Origin of the sequence: Nonomuraea sp. NPDC049129, from assembly GCF_040648495.1 — a bacterium.
GTDB lineage: Bacteria > Actinomycetota > Actinomycetes > Streptosporangiales > Streptosporangiaceae > Nonomuraea.
The window spans coordinates 65,386-84,496 of the sequence record NZ_JBEZDU010000031.1; the positions used below are offsets into that span (position 1 = coordinate 65,386).

The 19,111-nt window shown below is 70.6% G+C and carries 16 protein-coding genes; 10 read left to right on the forward strand and 6 right to left on the reverse strand.

Features of this window, described 5'->3' with window-relative positions:
- Positions 1-4 precede the first annotated feature (4 nt).
- The 5 genes from AB0B64_RS52025 (at position 5) to AB0B64_RS52045 (ending at position 5,617) form a co-directional block, all read left to right on the forward strand.
- On the forward strand, positions 5-1,162 hold the full coding sequence (locus tag AB0B64_RS52025; RefSeq protein ID WP_358198510.1) for a YcaO-like family protein: 1,158 nt from the start codon (positions 5-7) through the stop codon (positions 1,160-1,162).
- Entirely contained in the window at positions 1,162-2,475 is a 1,314-nt protein-coding gene (locus tag AB0B64_RS52030) for a TfuA-like protein (RefSeq protein WP_358198519.1), read from the forward strand. Before AB0B64_RS52025 ends, AB0B64_RS52030 begins: the two co-directional genes overlap by 1 nt.
- The gene (locus AB0B64_RS52035; protein WP_358198534.1) at positions 2,472-3,686 is read left to right on the forward strand and encodes a cytochrome P450; all 1,215 of its coding nucleotides are present in this window, start codon (positions 2,472-2,474) and stop codon (positions 3,684-3,686) included. The genes AB0B64_RS52030 and AB0B64_RS52035 overlap by 4 nt, the downstream gene beginning before the upstream one ends.
- Entirely contained in the window at positions 3,683-4,699 is a 1,017-nt protein-coding gene (locus AB0B64_RS52040) for a methyltransferase (RefSeq protein WP_358198547.1), read from the forward strand. Before AB0B64_RS52035 ends, AB0B64_RS52040 begins: the two co-directional genes overlap by 4 nt.
- A 198-nt stretch (positions 4,700-4,897) precedes the next feature.
- Positions 4,898-5,617 (forward strand): response regulator transcription factor, encoded by a 720-nt coding sequence (locus tag AB0B64_RS52045; RefSeq protein ID WP_357940185.1) that lies wholly within the window; start codon positions 4,898-4,900, stop codon positions 5,615-5,617.
- On the opposite strand, the gene AB0B64_RS52050 is transcribed toward AB0B64_RS52045, so the two are convergent.
- The 4 genes from AB0B64_RS52050 to AB0B64_RS52065 all read right to left on the reverse strand — a co-directional run bounded on the left by AB0B64_RS52050 (position 5,577) and on the right by AB0B64_RS52065 (position 9,106).
- Positions 5,577-7,007 (reverse strand): FAD-dependent oxidoreductase, encoded by a 1,431-nt coding sequence (locus AB0B64_RS52050; protein ID WP_358198560.1) that lies wholly within the window; start codon positions 7,005-7,007, stop codon positions 5,577-5,579. The two genes, AB0B64_RS52045 and AB0B64_RS52050, sit on opposite strands and share 41 nt — an antisense overlap.
- Positions 7,004-7,282 (reverse strand): PqqD family protein, encoded by a 279-nt coding sequence (locus AB0B64_RS52055; RefSeq protein WP_358198569.1) that lies wholly within the window; start codon positions 7,280-7,282, stop codon positions 7,004-7,006. Before AB0B64_RS52055 ends, AB0B64_RS52050 begins: the two co-directional genes overlap by 4 nt.
- Before the next feature lie 12 nt (positions 7,283-7,294).
- Positions 7,295-8,737, reverse strand: coding sequence for a StsB family radical SAM/SPASM domain sactipeptide maturase (gene stsB, locus AB0B64_RS52060; RefSeq protein ID WP_357940181.1), 1,443 nt, complete (start codon positions 8,735-8,737; stop codon positions 7,295-7,297).
- An 87-nt stretch (positions 8,738-8,824) separates the two neighbouring features.
- The gene (locus AB0B64_RS52065) at positions 8,825-9,106 is read right to left on the reverse strand and encodes a StsA-related sactipeptide RiPP (RefSeq protein WP_357940179.1); all 282 of its coding nucleotides are present in this window, start codon (positions 9,104-9,106) and stop codon (positions 8,825-8,827) included.
- A 182-nt stretch (positions 9,107-9,288) separates the two neighbouring features.
- Between AB0B64_RS52065 and AB0B64_RS52070 the strand changes: the two genes are divergently transcribed.
- From AB0B64_RS52070 to AB0B64_RS52090, 5 genes are all read left to right on the forward strand, one after another.
- Entirely contained in the window at positions 9,289-9,489 is a 201-nt protein-coding gene (locus AB0B64_RS52070) for an aroma-sacti cluster domain-containing protein (RefSeq protein WP_357940177.1), read from the forward strand.
- A complete protein-coding gene (locus AB0B64_RS52075; protein ID WP_358198590.1) occupies positions 9,486-12,506 on the forward strand; it encodes an AAA family ATPase in 3,021 nt (1,006 codons plus the stop codon). The genes AB0B64_RS52070 and AB0B64_RS52075 overlap by 4 nt, the downstream gene beginning before the upstream one ends.
- Positions 12,503-13,375 (forward strand): S8 family serine peptidase, encoded by an 873-nt coding sequence (locus AB0B64_RS52080; RefSeq protein ID WP_357940173.1) that lies wholly within the window; start codon positions 12,503-12,505, stop codon positions 13,373-13,375. Before AB0B64_RS52075 ends, AB0B64_RS52080 begins: the two co-directional genes overlap by 4 nt.
- Positions 13,365-13,985 carry a GAF domain-containing protein gene (locus tag AB0B64_RS52085; protein ID WP_357940171.1) on the forward strand — a complete coding sequence of 207 codons (621 nt, stop codon included), beginning with the start codon at positions 13,365-13,367 and terminating at the stop codon, positions 13,983-13,985. The genes AB0B64_RS52080 and AB0B64_RS52085 overlap by 11 nt, the downstream gene beginning before the upstream one ends.
- Before the next feature lie 316 nt (positions 13,986-14,301).
- On the forward strand, positions 14,302-16,956 hold the full coding sequence (locus AB0B64_RS52090) for a LuxR C-terminal-related transcriptional regulator (protein WP_358198606.1): 2,655 nt from the start codon (positions 14,302-14,304) through the stop codon (positions 16,954-16,956).
- 29 nt (positions 16,957-16,985) lie between these two features.
- Here AB0B64_RS52090 and AB0B64_RS52095 read toward each other — a convergent pair whose 3' ends face one another.
- Together AB0B64_RS52095 and AB0B64_RS52100 are read right to left on the reverse strand one after the other, a co-directional pair.
- A complete protein-coding gene (locus AB0B64_RS52095; RefSeq protein ID WP_358198617.1) occupies positions 16,986-17,465 on the reverse strand; it encodes a cupin domain-containing protein in 480 nt (159 codons plus the stop codon).
- 707 nt (positions 17,466-18,172) lie between these two features.
- Positions 18,173-19,063: a LysR family transcriptional regulator gene (locus AB0B64_RS52100; protein WP_357940165.1), complete on the reverse strand. Its 891-nt coding sequence runs from the start codon at positions 19,061-19,063 to the stop codon at positions 18,173-18,175.
- Positions 19,064-19,111 lie beyond the last annotated feature (48 nt).

Below are 19,111 nucleotides of genomic sequence, written 5' to 3' on the forward strand. Positions count from 1 at the left end.
GACGATGCGGACAGACAGCTCCTCTCTCTCGCGGCTTCTCTCGCGGTCCGACCGGTCCAAGGTCCGGCTGCCGGGCACGGACAGAGCTCACGACCCGACGGCCACGCTGGAGATGGCCGGCCGGGCGGCCCGGATGGTCGGGATCACCAGGGTCGCGGACATCACCAAGCTGGACACCATCGGCATCCCGACTTTTCAGGCGATCAGACCGACTTCCCGGACGCTCGCCGTGTCTCAGGGGAAAGGGATCACGCCCGAGTTGGCGAAGCTGTCCGCGATGATGGAGGCCGTCGAGCTCTGGCATGCCGAACAGCCCATGACGCCGGTGACGACCGCGCCTCCGCGAGACGTCAGCGGGCAGCTGGGCTACGACGTCCGCGATCTCCCGCTCTCCCCGCCGACCGTGTTGCATGACGGGCTGCCGTTGGACTGGGTCGCCGGCCGGTCGCTGGTCGACGGCTCGGAGCGGCTGGTTCCCAGGGAATCGGTGGGATTCTCCCTCCTGCGGAAGCCCGGCTGGAACCCGCCGGTGTTCTTCGAGTCGACGAATGGCCTGGCGAGCGGGAACACGCTGGTCGAGGCCGTTCTGCACGCGCTCTACGAGGTGATCGAGCGGGACGCCGTGACCACGGCGATGACCGGCGGCGACAAGGGCGTCCTCGTCGATCCGGGGACGCTGGGGTCGCCGGTCGTCGACGAGCTGTGCGGGCTGCTCACGCGGGCCCGGGTCGGTCTCGAGGTCAGGTCCCTGCCGTCGCCCACCGGGTTGCCGTGCTTCCTCGCCCGGATCTCCTGCGACGACTATCCACCGGCGTTCATGGGATTCGGCTGCCACCTCGGCTCGGAGATAGCGCTCACCCGGGCCGTCACCGAGGCCGCGCAGGCCAGGCTCGGCTACATCTCGGGCGCGAGAGACGACCTCCATCCGGGCGTCCACGACGGCGCGCGGCACCGGGCCGCACCTGCGGCGGACACCGGCGAAGCGATCCCGAAGCTGACGGCTCACCAGAGCCTGGTCGATGACCTGGCGGACGTGGTCGGGCGGGCCGCGGCCGCGTTCTCCGCCGCCCCGCTCGTCATCGATCTGACGAGGGACGAGATCGGCGTCCCGGTGGTCAGAGTGGTGGCACCGGGCAGCCGCGTCACCCCGGAGGTGTTCTAGTGAGCCGCCAGAAGACGGTCGTCTACGCCGGGCCGACGATCTCGCACGACGAGGTCCGCGCCGTGCTTCCCGAGGCACAGGCGCGGCCGCCCGTGGCCCGGGGCGATCTCCTCAGGGAGGAGTGGAGCCGGGACGACACCGCCGTCATCATCGACGGGTATTACCGGGAACGGCTGTCCGTGGGCCACAAGGAGATCCTCTGGCTGCTCAACGAAGGCGTGAACGTCATCGGGGCGGCCAGCATGGGGGCGCTGCGGGCCGCGGAGCTGAGCCCGTACGGCATGCGGGGCGTCGGGTCCGTCTTCCGCATGTACGAGAGCGGCGAGGTCGACGGGGATGACGAGGTGGCGGTCCTGCACGGGCCCGCGGAGCGGGGATACCCCACTGACACGGTGGCCATGGTCAACATCCGCTACGGCTGCCAGGAGGGCGCCAAGAGCGGCCTGGTTCCGGCGGCGACCGCCGAGCGGATCGTCGAAGCGGCGCGGTCCAGGCCCTTCGTCCACCGGACCTGGCGCGAGCTGGGAGAGGCCCTGGGCCCGGACGCCGGTGACGCGCTGAGCACGCTGGAGCGGAAGATCGGGACGGGTGAGTGGGACCTGAAGCGGCTGGACGCGATGGCTGCACTGGGAGCCGTCGGCGGGCACCAAACCGAAACGCCCAGCACGTGGGCGGCCGAGCTGGCCCTGACGGGGATCACCCACTATGAGGCGCTGGCCTGGCGGTCGATGCGGGAGTACGCGCCGGGCAGGTGGATGTCCGATCTCGATGTCCTGGACGCGGCGCGGCTGTTCGGCCAGGACTACCCGAAGCTGCACGAGGAGGTCCTGACCGGCCTCCTGACGGACTTCGCCGCCGCGCGGGGCCTGGAGCTGGAGGCGTACACGCGCGCCAGGCTCGGCGTCGATGGCCGCGCCGACCTGCCGCACGTCCTCGCGCCGTGGCTGTCCGAGACGGAGCGGGCCACCTTGCCCGTCGCCGAGCAACTCCGGTTGGTCATGGTGCGGGTGTGGCCGGTCTGGCAGTCGGAGGATTGGCGGCCGATCGTCTTGGACCGGATCCGGGAATCGAGCCGCTGGCCCGAGTGGTCCGACATCGTGGCCCGTGCCGACGAGATCGCGGAACAGAGCCTCGGAAGGGTGGTCATCCCGGCGCCGGCGATCTGCGGACGGATCTTCTCCCGCCACTGGAACGGCCCGGGAACGACCGCGGAGGTCGAGCTGGCGCGGCGCGGGTTCCTCAGCATGGCGGATCTGGGACAGACCGCCGCCAGGTTCTTCGCCCTGGACGTGCACAAGGCCAAGGGGCGATGAGCGCGACCGAGCTTGAGCGGGCGTTCGACCCGACCACCTCGCGGCACCGCCGGGACCCGCACCCGCTCTTCCACCGCATGCGGGAGCAGGAGCCGGTCTACCGCCACGCCCCGGCGAACGGTCGCGTGTCCTGGTACCTGACCCGGTACGCCGACGTGCAGCGCGCGCTCCACCACCCGGACATAGGACGCCAACTCGACCGGCTGCCCGGCGAGCTGGCCGCCTTTCACCGCCGGTGGGAAAACGACCCGCTGGCGATGGTGCGGCGGAACATGTTCAACCTCGACCCGCCCGACCACACCCGGCTGCGGCGGCTGATGGCGCCCGCGTTCGGCCCCCGGACGGTGGCGGCGCTGGAGCGGCGCATCGACCAGGTCGTCGGCGAGCTGGTCGACGACCTGGCGGCCGCCGGAGACGGAGCCGACCTGATCGAGCTTCTGGCCCTGCCGCTGCCGATCCTGATCGTCGCGGACCTGGTCGGCTTCCCGATCGGCGACCGGGGCCGGCTGCGCGGGTGGAGCGACGACATGCTGCGCAGCCGGGACGCGGCACTGATACGCCGCACCGGAGTCGCGTTCGTCGCCTACGTCAACGAGCAGCTCGACGAGCGCCGGGCCCACCCGGGCGAGGACCTGCTGTCCCAGCTCGTCCGGTCAACGGAGATCACGCACGCCGAGCTGGTGTCCAGCGTGTTCCAGTTGCTGCTGGCCGGGGACGAGACGACGGTCAACCTCATCGGCAACGGAGTGCTGGAACTCCTGCGCCATCCTGACCAGCTCGAACGCCTCCGCGCCCGGCCACAGCTGATCGACTCCGCGGTGGAGGAGGTGCTGCGGTTCAACGGCCCGGTCGGGCACTCGCGGCCACTGTTCGCGCTGGCCGACGTGGACATCGGGTCATCGGTGATCCCCCAGGGTGACATCGTCGTGCCGGTGCTGCTGGCCGCCAACCGCGACCCGGCGGTGTTCGACCGGCCGGACGTCTTCGACATCGGCCGCACCCCGAATCGGCACCTGGGCTTCGGCCACGGAATCCACTTCTGCCTCGGCGCCGCGCTGGCCCGGCTGCAGGCCCGGGCCGCCATCGGCGCGCTGGTGCGCCGCTTCCCCGGCCTGGCCCCGGCCGTCGATCCGGCCGAGCTGGAGTGGACGCCGGACCTGTTCCTGCACGGTGTACGCCACCTGCCGCTGCTGTTGGAGAAGAGCCCATGATCAAGGGGTACGCGGAGCTGTCCCGCATGGCGTTCGGCTACGCCGGCTCGCAGATCCTGTACGCGGCCGTCCGCCTGGGCATTCCGGAGGCCCTTGCCGCCGGTGCGCTGCCGGTCGAGAAACTGGCGCACGCCATCGGGGCCGACCCGCGGGCGCTGGAGCGGCTGTCGCGGGCGCTGGTGGTCCTGGGCGTGGTCGATGAGGTGGCGCCGGGACACCTCGCGCTGGCCGAGCTGGGTCAGCCGCTGCGTGCCGACCACCCATGGTCGATGCGCTCCAGCGTGCTGCTGCTCGGCGACCCCGCGACCTGGCAGGCATGGGGGGCGTTGACCCACAGCGTACGAACGGGTGCGACCGCCTTCGACCACGTGCACGACCAGCCGCTCTTCGACTACCTCGCCGGCCATCCGGACCTGTCGGAGATCTTCAACACGGCCATGCGCGAGGGCACCGAGCGCGTCGCGTCAGAGGTCGCCCAGGCGTACGACTTCACCGGCGTCCGCACCGTGGTCGACATCGGGGGCGGAAACGGCGCGCTGCTCGCCGCGGTAGTGGCGGCCACGCCCGGCGCCCAGGGCATCCTGTACGACACCGCCGACGGCGGGGCGGCCGCCACTGAAACGTTCGGGCGAGCGGGGCTGTCGGATCGGTGCACCAGGCAGGTGGGCGATTTCTTCGAGTCCGTGCCCGAAGGCGACCTCATGCTGCTGAAAGGCGTCCTGCACGATTGGGACGACCAGCGGTGCACCGCGCTGCTGCGTAACTGCCGCGCCTCGATCGCGACGGGCGGGCGCCTGCTGGTGCTGGAACCGGTGCTGCCGGCCAGGTTCGGCACCCCGGAGGCGGCCGGCGTCGTCATGAGCGACATCGCCATGCTCGTCTACACCGGCGGCTGGGAACGCGACCGGGCCGAGTTCCACGCCCTGCTCGCGGCCGGCGGGTTCGACCTGGCCGACGTCACGGCGCCGCTGCGGGGTTCGGCGATCCGGATCCTCGTCGCGGATCCGTCCTGAGGGCCGATCCTCCGGTTGTCCGCCCCGACGTCCCGAGGTCCCGAGGTCCCGAGGTCCCGACAACGCGGACTACAGACAGTCATGAGTACTTCTCACATGCGGCTGTCCGACGTGAGTAACCCCGCTGCTCTGGCTGTCCGGGAACCGGACGCGCATAGTGTGCCGGTCGAGCAAACGGGCTCAAACTCGGGTGGTCAGGTGGCGCAACCGATTGACGCGAGCCCTGCCGGCGAGGCCATGCCCATTCTGCGGGTCGTCGTGGGCGAGCCGGACCGGGTGGTGCGCGCCAAGCTCAGGAGCGTGCTCCACATGGGCAACGGCATCTACGTGGTGGGCGAGGCCGGCGCCGCCGACCGGCTGGGCGATCTGGTCGTCAGGCATCGGCCGAGGGTGGCGGTGGTGAACGCGGCGCTGCGGCAGGCGGACGGCGTGGAATTCGCCCGGATCGTCGCGGCGCAGGCGAGGAACGGGATGCGGGTGGTGGTGGTCTCCGAAGCGCTGGACGAGGAGCTGCTCGGGCGGGCGCTACGCGGGGGCGCGGGCGGTTTCGTGCACCGGGCGTCGCTGGTGGAGGAGATCGTGCCCGCGATCCGGCTGGTCGCCGCCGGGCACACGTTCATCTCCAGCTCGATGATCACGCGGCTGCGTGATCGCATCGCCGCCGTGACCACCGGGGTCGATCACCGGCTCGCGGAGCTCACCCGCCGCGAGGCCGAGGTGCTGGCGCTCGTCGCGGCCGGCCTGTCGAACGCCGGCATCGCCGACAAGCTCGGCATCGGCACCGGAACCGTCCGTTCGCACCTGGCGCGCATCCTCGCCAAGCTGTCGGCGGCGAACCGGGCGCACGCGGTCGGCATCGCCTACGAATCCGGCTTCATCACCGCAGGCTCGGCTCACGGCCGCCGGGCACGCGGTTGAGCGCGTCCCACCATGCGTGCAGCGCGGGGTACTGCATGACGGCTTCCCGCGTGGTGAGCAGGGGATCCGGTTCTCCTCTCAGCGCCCGTGCCACTGCCGATCCGTCTTTCTCGGCCCGTGCGGGCATCAAGGTCTGAGCGCGGAAGAATTCGGCGGCCAGCTCCGGGCTGCTCAGCAGGGCCCGAGTCCTGCGGGCGAGAATCTCGCGCTCGAACGCGGTCGCTTCCCGCCGCCCGGCCGGTTCCGCCTCCTCTACGACCGCCATCCGCCCGGCGGGTCCCGCGTCCTGCGCGACTGCCATCCGCCATGACGATTCCGCCTCCGCCGTCATGGCCGCCTGCAGATCGGCGGAGGCGGCCGGATCGAGCCCGCGCCGCGTCAGCTCCCTGTCCAGCCGGAGCGTGCTCAGCGCGGCGACCGACATCCCATGCGAGTGAACGGGATTCACCGCGACGACCGCGTCACCGATCGCGACGAAGCCGACAGGCAGGCGCGCTCGTTCGAAGTACCTTCGCCGGTTCGAGGTGTCACGGTACGGCCGGATGCCGCCGAGCGGTGTGGCCGCCGCCATGAGGTCCGCCACGATCGGGTCACGCAGCGAGCGCGCGAAGTCCGCGAAGCCCCGCTCGTCCGCGGGCGGCTCGCCGCCCCGGGTGCCGGTCAGGGTGACGATCCACCGGCCGTCCTCGATCGGGAACAGCGTCGCCCCCTGGCCCGGCCGCCCCGCCACCGGCCGCGGGTGCAGCATGATGGCCGGAATCTCGCCGGCGAGTTCGGCGGGCGCCTGATAGACCCGGGTGGAGTAGGCCAGCCCGGAGGAGACGGTCGTCTCCTCGATCTCCGCCCCGCCGAGCTCGGCCAGCCACCGTGGCGCCTTCGATCTGCGCCCGGTCGCGTCGACGACGAGATCCGCCTCGATCGTCTCCGGCGCGGCGCCCTCGCGGCTGACCGCGACCCCGGTGACCCGGCTCGCGTCCCCCACCAGGCCGAGCGCGCGCGTGCCCGTCCAGGTCGAGACGGCGCCCAGCGCCCGCTGACGTACCACCTGGTCCAGGAGTCCCCGGCTGCACGAGATGAGGTACGCCCCGGTGTCCAGCCGCCGGAACCACCCCGCCGCGGCGAGGATCAGCGCGTCGCCGGGCAGGCGGCGGTGATGCGCGCCGCGCGCGAAGAGCTCTTCGAGAGTCCCCGGAAGCAGCTCCTGCAGCGCCCGCGCGCCACCGGCCACGAGGACGTGGCTGTGCTGTGACTGGGGTAGTCCCCGCCGGGCACGGGGACCGGACGGATAGTGATCGTCCTCGATCACGATCACGTCGTCCGCGTGCCTGGCGAGCACGGCGCCGGCCAGCGATCCCGCGAAGCCGCCGCCGAGGACGACCGCTCTGGTCATGCAGGGTGCTCTTCGATCAGACCCCGTTCGATCATGCTGCCGAGGAACGCCTGCACGTCCTTCAGCACGCGGACGCTCATCGCGAGGTTGTCTCCGGCGAACTCATGGGACAGCTTCGCGACGATCGGCTCCCGCTCCCCGTCGCTCGCGACGAGCTCCCATATCCGGGAACCGGTCTCGTTCAGGGTGTGGAAATCCCCGGTTTCGGCGTGATAGAGCGAGATGCCCCCCGCGGTCTCCTGCCAAATCACCGAGTCACTGATCTGGAGTGACACACTCCACCTCCTCTATACCGGCGTTATGGGAAGCAGCTCGCGGACCTTGACGGCCTCGGCTGAAGGGGGAACGTAGGTCTTCCAGTCGTCGAAGACCGGATGGACGTCGTCGTTGACGAGCAGGCGGGGCGTCTGCATTTCGGGATCCTCGGCGAGCTCCGCGGGGTCGACGCCGGATTCCAGCCAGAGTTGGGTGACGATGCCGTGCCGCAGGATCCTGCACTGATGACGACTGTTGCGCCGCAGGTCCCCCGACTCCGCCATGTGAGAGGCGCGGCAGCCTCCGCCGCAGGACGACTTGATGTAGCACTTCGCGCAGTCGGCGTGGTAGTCGCCGCCGAACACGGAGCTCGTCCGCATGTCGTACAGGACCGGGCTGCCGAAGATCTCCGCCAGGGATTGCCGTCTCACGTTGCCCGCGAAGTGTGAGCGTCCCGTGACGAGCTTGCACGGGTAGACGTCGCCCAGCGAGTTGATGTAGATCTCGTTGCCGCCCATCCCGCAGTTGGCCTTCACCGAGCACAGCTTCAGCGTCTTCGGCCCGTCCGGGAGCAGCTTGCCGGCGACGGGTGAGGTCCAGGTGAGCTGCTGGATCCTCAGATGGTCGTCCCAGCCGAAGTCGTACTCGTCGCTCTCTCCCCGGCCCAGGTTGTTGTGGTACATCAGCCGGATGCTGTTCACCTCGATCCCCTCCATGAACGAGGCGAAGCCTTCGAGCTCCTCGACGTTCTCCGAGGTGACGATATGGTTGATCATCGGCACGACGCCCGCGTCGTTGAGCAGTCGCAGGGCCTGGTGGGTCTTGGCGAAGGAGCCGGCGCCCCGCGTGCGGTCGTGCGTCTCGGCCGTGCCGCCGTCGACGCTCACCGTGACGTTGCCGAACAGCTCGGCGAACCGCTCCGCCATGGCGGGCGTCCTGATCATGGTGGCGTTGGTGATGATGTTCGACGTCAGGCCGCTGCGGTTGGCATGCTCCACGATCTGGAACAGGTCTTTCCTGAGCATGGGCTCGCCACCGGTGAAGACTATGGTGGAGGCGCCGAAGTCGGCGATCTGGGAGACCAGGCTGAGCGACTCCTCGGTGTTGAGCTCACCCGGCAGGCACTTCTCCGAGGACGCGTAGCAGTAGGGGCAGCGGAGGTTGCAACCGTCGGTGATGGCGTAGTACGCCATGCGGAGCGGCGGCTCCTTCAGCTTGATCCGCGGATGGTTGCCGTTGTAGTAGACGATCCAGCTCAGAATGAGTTTGGCGAGGACCCGATCGGTCTCGTCGGTCTCTTCGAGCCGCGCGTAGGGCCGGGTCAAGGCTCGCAGGACGCCGAACTCACGCGAATCGAGGACACACCGACCGCCGGAATGCGGGTTGACGACCAGATGATTACCGGCGTGCACGAAGTAGGTAAGGTCTTCTGGTACGTAGAACAACGCGTGGTTCCGGGCCAGCTTCCCAGACATCCAGTTCCCTTCACGCTCTCAGCGGCAGGCGCGGCCCCGGCCTTGTCCGGCGACAGGTGACCGGGGCCGCACCCGTGGGCCGTCGGACTAGGGGTTCGGCTTGGTCGGGGTGGACCCGGACCCGGATCCGGACCAGGCTCCGCACAGGCACGACGCTTCGGGGGACTCGTTGTGCACCTCGACCTCGGGCGTGGCCCACTGGCCACCCGCCATGACGACGGGCAGTGCGGCGGGAAGCTTGTCCTTCAGCGAGATGAGCAGGTCGGTTTCCTCTTTGGTCAAGGTGGCGAACGCCGCCTCGACTTCCGCGGCGATCGGGTCGTTCAGGACGCCGGCTTCGCGCAGGGCTTCCTTCGGATCGAAGGCCATGCCTTCACCTCTCCGTCTTAAGGGGGGACGCGTTGCAGGTCGAGTATCGGCTGGCGATGCGGAGGCGACACAACCCCACAAATGTGGGCTAAACGCCTTTCACCAGGCAGAGCGAAGACCACACGAATGTGGGTGTCCTGATCTCTTGCGAACCTTGATGAGCCGTTTCAGGCTTGTGGTTCATGAACGCAACCGGATCGGGCGGGTTCGACGCGCTGGCCACGCTGCGGGCGGGCGGGCATCCCATCGACCTGCTCGATGAGCGGCAGCGAACCGTGTTCGCCTCGCTCACGGAGACCGAGGTCGCCGTACTGAACTCGATCAAGAAGCGTCTGGACGACCACGCCGGCGAGGTGGAAGGACAGGAGCTCAAGCTCGTATGAGCGACAGGGACCCGCGACCCACCCGCCGTAACGTCGTGGTCCTGTTCATCGACATCGTGGGGTCGACGGAGCTCGCCGAGCGTCTCGACCCCGAGCTGCTCCTGCGCATCCTCGACCGCTACTACGCGGCGTGCCGGACGGAGATCTTCGAGCACGGCGGCGCCGTGGAGAAGTACATCGGCGACGCGATCATGGCGGTGTTCGGCGTCCCGGTCAGCCGGGAGGACGACGCGCTGCGGGCCGTCCTGGCCGCGGACGCGGCGATGACGGCCGTGCACCGGCTCAGCGCCGAGATAGCCCCCACCCACGGAGTCCGGCTGGACGCCCATTGCGGCATCGCCTTCGGCGAGGTGATGGTCGCCGACGGGTCCGGCTCGAACGTGCGGGTGATCGGTGACACGGTCAACACCGCGAGCCGGCTGCAGTCCGCGGCGGGCGGCGGCGAGATCCTCCTGGGCGACGACGTGGCCCGCCTGGTCAGGCGGCACGCGCTGCTGGACGGCGTCCCCCCGCTCATGCTCAAGGGCAAGAGAGATCCGGTACGGGCGTGGCGGCTCATCACCGTGGAGCCCGATCGCGGCGCGCCGGAGACCGACACGGTCCCGTTGATCGGCCGGACCGAGGAGCTGCAGCAGCTGACGCGCTTCCATGACCGCGTCGTACGCGGGCGGCAGTGCTGCATGGCCACCCTGCTCGGTGTTCCGGGCATCGGCAAGTCCCGGCTCGTCAGGGAGTTTCTGACGAACCTGCCCGAGGACGTGACCGTGCTCGCCGGCCGGTGCCCGTCCTATGGCATCGGCGCCACGTACCGGCCCATCACGGAGATGCTCGAAGCCCTCAACGGCGACTGGCCCACCATCGCCGAGGCCGTGGGCACGGAAGGTGAGCGGGCGCTGCGCGGGCTGGCGTGCCGCGGTGACGCGGAGTACCAGGACGACACTCCCGGGGTCGCGGAGATCGCGCAGGCCGTACGGTCGCTGTTCGAGGTGCTCGCCCAGCGCCGGCCGCTCGTGGTGGTGCTGGACAACCTGCAGTGGGCCGAGCCGACCCTCCTCGACCTGATCGAGGACTGCTCGGCGTGGCTCGCCGACGTGCCCGTCCTCCTCGTCTGCGTCGCCCGGCCCGAGCTCTACGAGGCCCGCCCCTCCTGGGGAGGGGGCATGACCTGCGCCATGGCGCTGGAGCTCGGCCCGATGAGCCCGCCGCACATGGCCCGGCTCGTCGCCGAGCTCCGCGCCGGGCGGGCGGACGTCGTCGCCCACGACGACGACGGCACGTACCAGCGGGTGATCCACGGCTCGGACGGCAACCCGCTCTTCGCCGAGCTGATGCTGGAGACCCTCGCCGAGGGCGCCGCCTCCCTCCCGCCCACCATCCAGGCGCTGCTCGGGGCCCGGCTGGATCGGCTGGACGCGGCCGAGCGCCAGGTGCTCGAACGGGCCGCGACCATCGGGCACTCCTTCTCGGTGGAACAGCTGGAGGTCCTCTTCGACGGCGAGCCCGCCATGACGGCCGCTCCGCTGAGCCGGTTGCGGCGCGAGCGCCTCATCCGGCGTGGCGCGCTGCCGGGAGCGTACGAGTTCGCGCAGACCCTCACCCGGGAGACCGTGTACGCGCTGACGAGCAAGGAGGTGCGGGCGGACTGGCACCGAAGGCTGGCCGACTGGTTCGGCGACCGGGCCGGCGACGCCTCGGAGCAGGCTCCCTTCCTCGGACCGGCGTCCGGAGACGTCAGCCGGCACCTCCTGGCGGCCTGCCGCCTCACCCGGCAGGTACGCCCCGGCGACCCGCTCCTGCCCGAGCTGACCGGCCGGGCCGCGGACCAGCTCATCAGGGACGGCGGCCAGGCGTTGCACCGCAGAGACCTGCCCGCGGCGATCGCACTGCTGGAGCAGGGCCGGGAGATGCTGCCCCCGGGCAGGGACGAGCACCGGTCGCTGGCCGTCCGCATCAGCGATGCCGAGCTGGCACGGGGAGAGGCCGCCGCGGCGGCCGCGGCCCTGGACCGTGCGGAGGAGCTGCTGCCGGAAGACCCGCGAACCCAGCTCACCTGCGTGATCCAGCGGGAGGTCCTCGCCCTGCGCTCGGGCGCCCGCGCGCCGGAGCTCGAACCCCTTCGCGTACGGCTGGCGCTCGACCCCAGAGACGACCTGAGCTGGTGCCGCTTCCACCAGCTCCAAGCCCTGGTTCACATCCAGGAAGGCCGGTTCGGCGCCGCCGACCGCGCGCTGCGTGACGGGCTCGCGCTGGCCCGGCCGATGGGCGACCGCTACGAGGAGGACCGGCTGCTCGGCGGGCTGTGCGAACTGGTGCAATGGTCGCCCACCCCGGTGCCCGAAGGGCTCGCGCTCTGCGCCGACCTGCTGGCCCGGTTCGCCGGTGATCGCGCTCTGCTGGTGCCGGTGCTCGTCACCAGGGCCCGCCTGCTCGCCCTCGCCGGCGACCTCGGTGGCGCCCGTGAGTCGCTCGACACGGCCGGCCAGTACGCGGAGGAGTTGCACCTCGGCCTCTCGGCGGTCGCCGTCGTCCAGGTGCGGGGGCTGGTGGAATCCCTGGACGGCAACCATCAGGACGCGAGGGAGCTGTTCAGCCGGGCCGCCGCCGCGCTTCGTACGGCAGGCCATGGGGGGCCCGCCGTCACCTTGGAGATCTACGCGGCGCGGGAGACCCTCCGGCAGGGAGACGTCCGGCAGGCGGCCGCGGAACTGGCGCGCGGCGACGCGGGGCCGCCGCAGCTGCGCGGCGAGCTCACGGCCCTCGCGATGAGAGGCGCGATCGCCTCGTTCGACGGGGAGCACGCGGACGCGATGAGCGCCGCGGACCGTGCGGCGGCGCTGCTCGAATCGACCGACGACCCTTGTCTTCGAGGGGACGTCCTGGTCGAGATCGCCCGGATCCGGCGGGCCGCCGGCCACGACCCGGCCGAACCCGCCCGGCGCGCGCTCGACGCGTACCTGAGCAAGGGCGCGACCCTGTCGGCGCGGCGCGTCCGCGACTGGATGAAGGGACTGCGATGAGCACGCCGCCCTGGCGCCGGAACCAGCGCGCGCACTTCCCCGGTGTGCCCGCGTGGGGTCTGGCCACCACGCGGCAGCCCCCGGAGCCCTTCCAAATCAGCCCGCTGGCGGGGGTGACCAGGGAGTGGGCATGGGGTGGGTCCGACGGCACCGGAGTACGCGTGTGCGTCGTGGACACGGGCGTGGCGGGCGACCATCCCAAGATCGGCGGCCTTGACCGGTCGGTCGAGGTCGTCAGCGGGGACGAGGGCAGACTGACCGTCGCCGAGTGCGCTCCCGTCGACCCGGCCGGGCACGGCACGGCCTGCGCCGGAGTGATCAGGTCGGTCGCTCCCGGAGCGGCGATCACCTCCGTACGCGCGCTCACCGACGGGAAGTCCGGCACCGGTGACGCCCTGGTGACCGGGCTGCGCTGGGCCATCGACCAGGGTTATGACCTGGTCAATCTCAGTCTTTCCAGCACGAGGTCGGGTCTGCGCGAATCCCTGCACGAGCTCGCCGACCGCGCGTACTTCCGGCGTTGCCTCCTGGTCGCCGCGGCGCACAACATGCCGGTGCTCAGCTACCCGTGGACGTTCTCCTCGGTCGTCTCGGTGGCCAGCCACGACGAGGCGGACCCGATGACGTACTACTACAACCCCGCGCCCCCCGCGGAGTTCCTCGCGCGAGGGGTCAGGGTGCCGGTCGCCTGGCCCGGCGGCCGGGAGATCCGCAGCACCGGCAACAGCTTCGCGGCGCCGCACATCACCGGCATCTGCGCGCTCATCCTGGGCAAGCATCCGTGGCTGACGCCGTTCCAGCTCAAGACGGTCCTCTACCTGGCCGCGGACAACACCATGACGCAGAACGGAGAGCCCCATGTCCGCTGACTTCCCTGACTCTCCCGATTCCCTGGACGGCACCGAACGCAGGCTGCTGCAGTCGATCGTCGAGGTGGCCCGCCACATGTTCGGCGCCGCCGCCGCCTCCATCTTCCTCGTGGACCCCGACACCGGTGACCTGGTCTTCGAAGCCGTCTCGGGCGAAGGCGAGAAAGAGCTGGTCGGGAGCCACTTTCCGGCAGGAACCGGGATCGCCGGCTGGGTCGCGGCGAGCGGGCAGCCGATGGTCGCGGATGATGTGTCGGCCGTGACGCAGTTCGCCCAGGACGCCGCGGAATCCACCGGTTACGTCCCGCGGACCATCATGGCGGCACCGCTCATCCGGTTCGAGGAATGCGTGGGCGTTCTGGAGGTGCTGGATCGCACGGCCTCCCGCAGCGATCTGGACGACATGGAGCTCCTGGGGATGTTCGCCACGCAGGCCGCCTGCGCCCTGGAACTCCTGCTCCGCGTCCGGCGGAGTGATGGCCGGGAGCCTCTCGCCGACCCGAACGCGCTGCTGCGGCGGATCGGCGAGAGGCTGCGGGGCAGGGACCGGTCGTCGGACGCGGCAGTCGTACGCCTGCTCGCCATCGCCGACGAACTCCTCGCACCGTAACGGACCCCTCCGCCGTCGCGGGGCGCCGTTCCGTTCTCTTCCGCGGGCGCTCGCCGCGCCTTCCGGACCACCCCTTTAGGCCCTTTGGGACTGAGCGGCCTCAAGCGGGTGGCTATTGGCGCGTCCGGACACCGTGACGCGCGGTCACCGCCCGGCCAAGCCTGTTTGAAGGGCGCCAAAGGGGAGCACGCTTCACGTGGAGAAGATCAAGGACCTGCCTGAGTTTCGGGCGGGGGACGCGGCATGAGAGTCGCCGCTGGGGGCATCTCCGGTCAGGGCACGACGTCGCAGTGTGACGACATCCGGAAGGGACGACATGGCAGACAGCCATCCGCACGACGGACGCCCCGGGAACCTTTGGCCACTCGTCGGGCGCGCCGCCGCGCTGCGCACGGTCCTGTCAGCGGCGAGGCAGGCGGACGTCGGCGGCGTGGTGATCGTGGGACCGCCGGGAGTGGGCCGGACGCGCCTGGCCAAGGAGGCGGTCGCGCGGCTCGCGGCGGCGGGTCACCCGACGGCCTGGGCGACGGGGACCCGTGCCGCCGGGGCGATCCCCTTGGGATCATTGCTGCATCTCGCGCTCCCACACGACGCCGCGGAGCCCGTCACCGCGCACATCTTCGGCCAGATCGTGGAACGTTTCAGCGTTCCCACCGGGAAACGGCCCGTGTTCGTCGTGGACGACACCCATCTGCTCGACGACGCCTCGGCCGCGCTGGTGTACCAGCTCGCCGTACACACACGGACCTTCGTGCTGCTCACCGTACGGCAGGGGCACACGGCACCCGACGTGATGACGGCGTTATGGAAGGAAGGGGTGGCCCGCCGCGTCGAGCTGCGACCGCTGAGCGACCGCGAGGTGGACACCCTGCTTGAGCGCGGCCTGGGCGGTCCGCTGGACGCCGTCACGCGGCACACGTTCCGTCGGCTGTCCGCCGGCAACCCGCTCGTGCTGCGCGAACTCGCGCAGTCCGCGCTGGAGGGATCCGCGCTGCTGCGCCGCGACGGCCTCTGGCATCTGAGTGGCGAGCTGCGGATAACCGGCCGGCTCGGTGATCTGATCGAGGCGCAGATGCAGGTCGACGATCCGGCCGTACTGGCCGTACTCGAGGTGCTCGCCTGTAAGGAGCCGCTCGGCCAGCCCGTGCTCGAGGAGCTCACCGGGCACTCCGCCGTGGTGCGGGCCGAACGGCAGGGGCTGGTGGTGGTCGAACCCTCCGGAGCGCGGCACCAGGCGCGCCTCACGATACCCGCGTACGGGGAGGTCATCCGGGCACGCATGCCACGCGCCCGAGCGCACGAGATCTGGGCGCGACTGGCCGGGTCCCTGGCCGCCTCGCCACGCCGTCGCGCGGACGACGCGTTCGAGCTGGTCATGTGGCGGCGCACCGCGGGCCTCGGCTCCTCCGGCCAGGAGTTGCTGGCCGCCGCCGAACGCGCCGCCGAACGGTTGGAGCTCGAGGTCGCCGAGCGGCTGGCCACTGCGGCCGGTGCCGCCGACGGCGGGGTGGACGCGAACCTGACCCTGGCCGAGGTGCTGGCGTTGCAGGGCCGCTTCGCCGACGCGGCCGGCGTACTCCCTGATCCGGGGGAATGCGACAACGAAGAACGCGCCGACCGGCGGGCGATAGTCAGGGAGAAGATCGAATACTGGCAGCACGAAGCCGCACCGGCCCAGGGGAACCCGACCGGCGAGCGGGCGGCGGAGGCAGTGCGGGCCTGGACGATGCTGATCGAGGGACACGTCGCGGGATCTCTCGCCATCGGTACGGCGCTGCTCACCCGGCCGGGACCCCGGCTGCCGGCGGAGGCGACGGCACGGGCGGCCACGGCGGTCGTGCTCGCCGCGGGTCTCATGGGAGACATCCGCCTCGTCGAACGAGCGAGCGCCACCGGTCTGGAGGTCGCCTCGCCGTGGACAGAGGCTCAGGTCGGTGCCGCCAGATGCGTCGCCCTGGCGCTCGCGGGCGCTCTCACCACCGCGGCCAAGGCCGTGGACCTCGCCTATCGAGAAGCCGTCGAGACGCGGCAGGCGGCACCCATGGTCGGCATGTGGGCGATCGTACGTGGCTTCGTGGCGAAGGCTCAGGGACGCGTGAAGCCGGCCCAGCAGGCGCTGCGCGAGGCGATCGTATTACTCGGCGAACACGATCCGCTGCGATTACCGGCTGTCTACCTGGCCGAGCTGGCCGGCGCGTACGCGATGGCGGGAGACACCGTCCAGGCGGACGCGTGGCTCTGCCGAACGGACGCCAGCCCCCCACCACGAGGTGCGCTCTTCGACGCCTGGATCGAGCGCGACCGCGCCTGGGTCGCCGCCGCCGCGCTCGATCTCTCCAGCGCCGCCGGCCACGCCCTCGGGGCCGCGAAGACCGCGGGCAAGGCCGGAGTGCCGATGATCGAGGCCCTGGCGTTGTTCGACGCCGCGCGGTTCGGCGCCGCGAAAGAGGTGTGCGACAGGCTGCACCAACTCGCCAGGAACACCGCCGCACCCGCGACGGCGGCCTTCGCCACGATGGCCACCGCGCTGGCCACGAACGACGCCCACCTGCTCGCGGAGGCGGCCGAGCGGCTCCATCGCCTCGGCCACCTGCTGCCCGCAGCGGAGGCGGCCGCGACAGCCCACCGGCTGCATGCCGGGGCGCGCCGGCGTACGGCGGCCAAGGCCGCGCTCGTGTTCGCCCGTGAGCTGCTCACCGAGTGCGACGGCGCCCGCACACCGCTGACGGACCTGACGGGGACTCTCGATGTGTCGTTGACTCCTCGAGAGCTGCAGGTGGCGAAGCTGACCGCGGCGGGATTGCCCAGCCGCGCCGTCGCCGACCGCCTCGGCCTCTCGCTCCGAACCGTCAACAACCATCTGGGCCGGGTGTACGCCAAGCTCGGGGTGTCCGGGCGCGACGCACTCGCGCAGGTGCTGGGCCAGCCGGACGCCGAGGACGAGGATCTCCCCCAGGGTGACACCTGCTGAATGCGGGCCTGTTGTCGGGCTCGTCGAATTCATAGCCAGTACGTGTCGTGCTCGCGGAAGAACTCCGCCCTCTCCTCCTCGCTCTTGCCCGCCAGGGTCAGCAGCCCCTCGAAGTAGCCCTCTCGTGGCGCGCCCGGCGCGAAATGCAGCAGCATCGACGCCGGCGCCCCCGACTCATTACGAAAGGCGTGTACGCCACCCTCCGGGACATGCACGTAATCGCCCGGCGTCGTGTCGATCCAGCGCCGCCCGTCGTAGATACGCACGCTGCCGGACAGGATGTAGAACGACTCGGAGATCGACCGATGGAAGTGCGCCGCGGGGCCACTGGGCTCCGGTCCCATTTCCCAGCGGTACAGCCCGAACTGTCCGTTGGTCGACGCGCCGGTCGCCAGGTAGTGCACCGTGTTACGGCTCGGGTAGATCAGCTCCGGCACGGCATCCGGGCGCCGGTACGTCGCGCTCAGCTCGCCGGCGTCACCGTCATAGGTCGGTGGTGGATAGGTCATGGCGCATCGAAGCCTCTCTCTGATGAGTGCGGTATTCCGTGATCAGTACAGCCAGATGGCGTTGCGACGGTGTCGCGCCGGGTGGACTTCAAGATCATCGATGGCCAGGGAGTCACCGCTTGTGGCGTTGATCGTCTGACGGATGGCTTCGAGCCTGAGACGCAGGCGTTGGCGTGCCCGGCGCTCCTCGATGTCGGCCCACTCTGATACCCACCGATCTCGGAGATCGGCCCTGGCCCAGGAGGAGACGTCGACCTTGTGGCGGAGGGACATCGGACGTGGCCGACGACCGGCCTGCCGTGCCTGTCGCAGGCATGCGGCACTGTAACGGAGATCAACTATCGCCACCGATCGCCATGGGGCTCCCCCGCCGTGAACCGGACGAGCGATGTGATGGGCAGTGCGGGACATGAGGCTCCCTGGGTAGCACCGCCAGGTATTTCCTGGCGCGCTACTTGAAGCCGGTCGGTCCCGTTGATCGCTGTTGAGCCATGGCCGGACCATAGCATCGTGGGCGGTCAGGTACTCGGCCCGAGTCGTTGGTGCGACGGGTCAGCAGGTTCCCGCCGCCCGCCCGAACTCGTCGAGAGGGATCTGGAACCAAGTCCAGATCCTTGACCACGTGCACGCCCAGGATCTTGCCGGGGATCGGGCCTGGGTGCTCGGCCGGCGCCGTCGGCACCCTCCGACGCGACGGCGGCCTCTGATCACAACACGATCGGCCCGAGGTCGGCGGCGGTCTGGGCCAGCGCCCGGATGATGGGACTGTCGGCGGTGGTGCGCCACGTCATGGCCCACTGGAGAACGGGCGCGTCGGGCATGGGCAAGAAGACCATCCCCGGAGGGCTGCCATAGCGGGCAGCGATCTCGCCGATCGGCTGGACGCACCGCCCGGAAGAGACCAGGGAGACGATCTCGTGGAAGGTCCGCGCGATCGGCCCGCGCGGAATCCGGCGCCCCGACGGTGTGCGCATCGGAATCATGGACGCCACCCAATACTCGGGAGCGTCCGCCCCGAAGTCGATGACGTGGTTGTCGGCCAGGTCCTCCAGGGTCGCGTGACCGCGCTCGACCAGCGGATGGTCGGCCGCCACCGCCAGCACGCGGCGCCCGGTGTACAGGACGGGTCCGACGGTGAGGTCCGCTTCGATGACGGGCAGCCACAGCACGTTCACATCGTGGTCTCCGCTACGTACGGCCTTGAACGGGTCGACGCCGTTGACCTCGCCGAACTGGACGTCAACGCCAGGATGACGGGCGCGGAACGCAGCGATGAGGGGTTCGAGAACATGTCCGGCGTAACCGAAGACGCCCACACGTAGGCTCAGCCCCGCGCCCAGCCCCGCGGCCTCGGCGCGCGCGAGCCCTGCGCGGAGGAGGTCGAGGGCCTGCTGCAGGTCCTCAACGAGGCGCCTGCCGACCGAGGTCAGGGCCACGCGCCTGCTGGTGCGGTCGAACAATGCCACGCCCAGGCGCCGTTCCTGTTTGCTGATGGCCTGGCTGACCCGGGCCTGGGAAACGTGGAGTCGTTCGGCGGTGCGGCCGAAGTGGAGCTCTTCAGCCAGCGTCAAGAAGATCTCGATATCCCTTAGCTCCACAAATAATCCCTATGTTATTGATCGCCCAATGAAGCTTACATTGTTCCG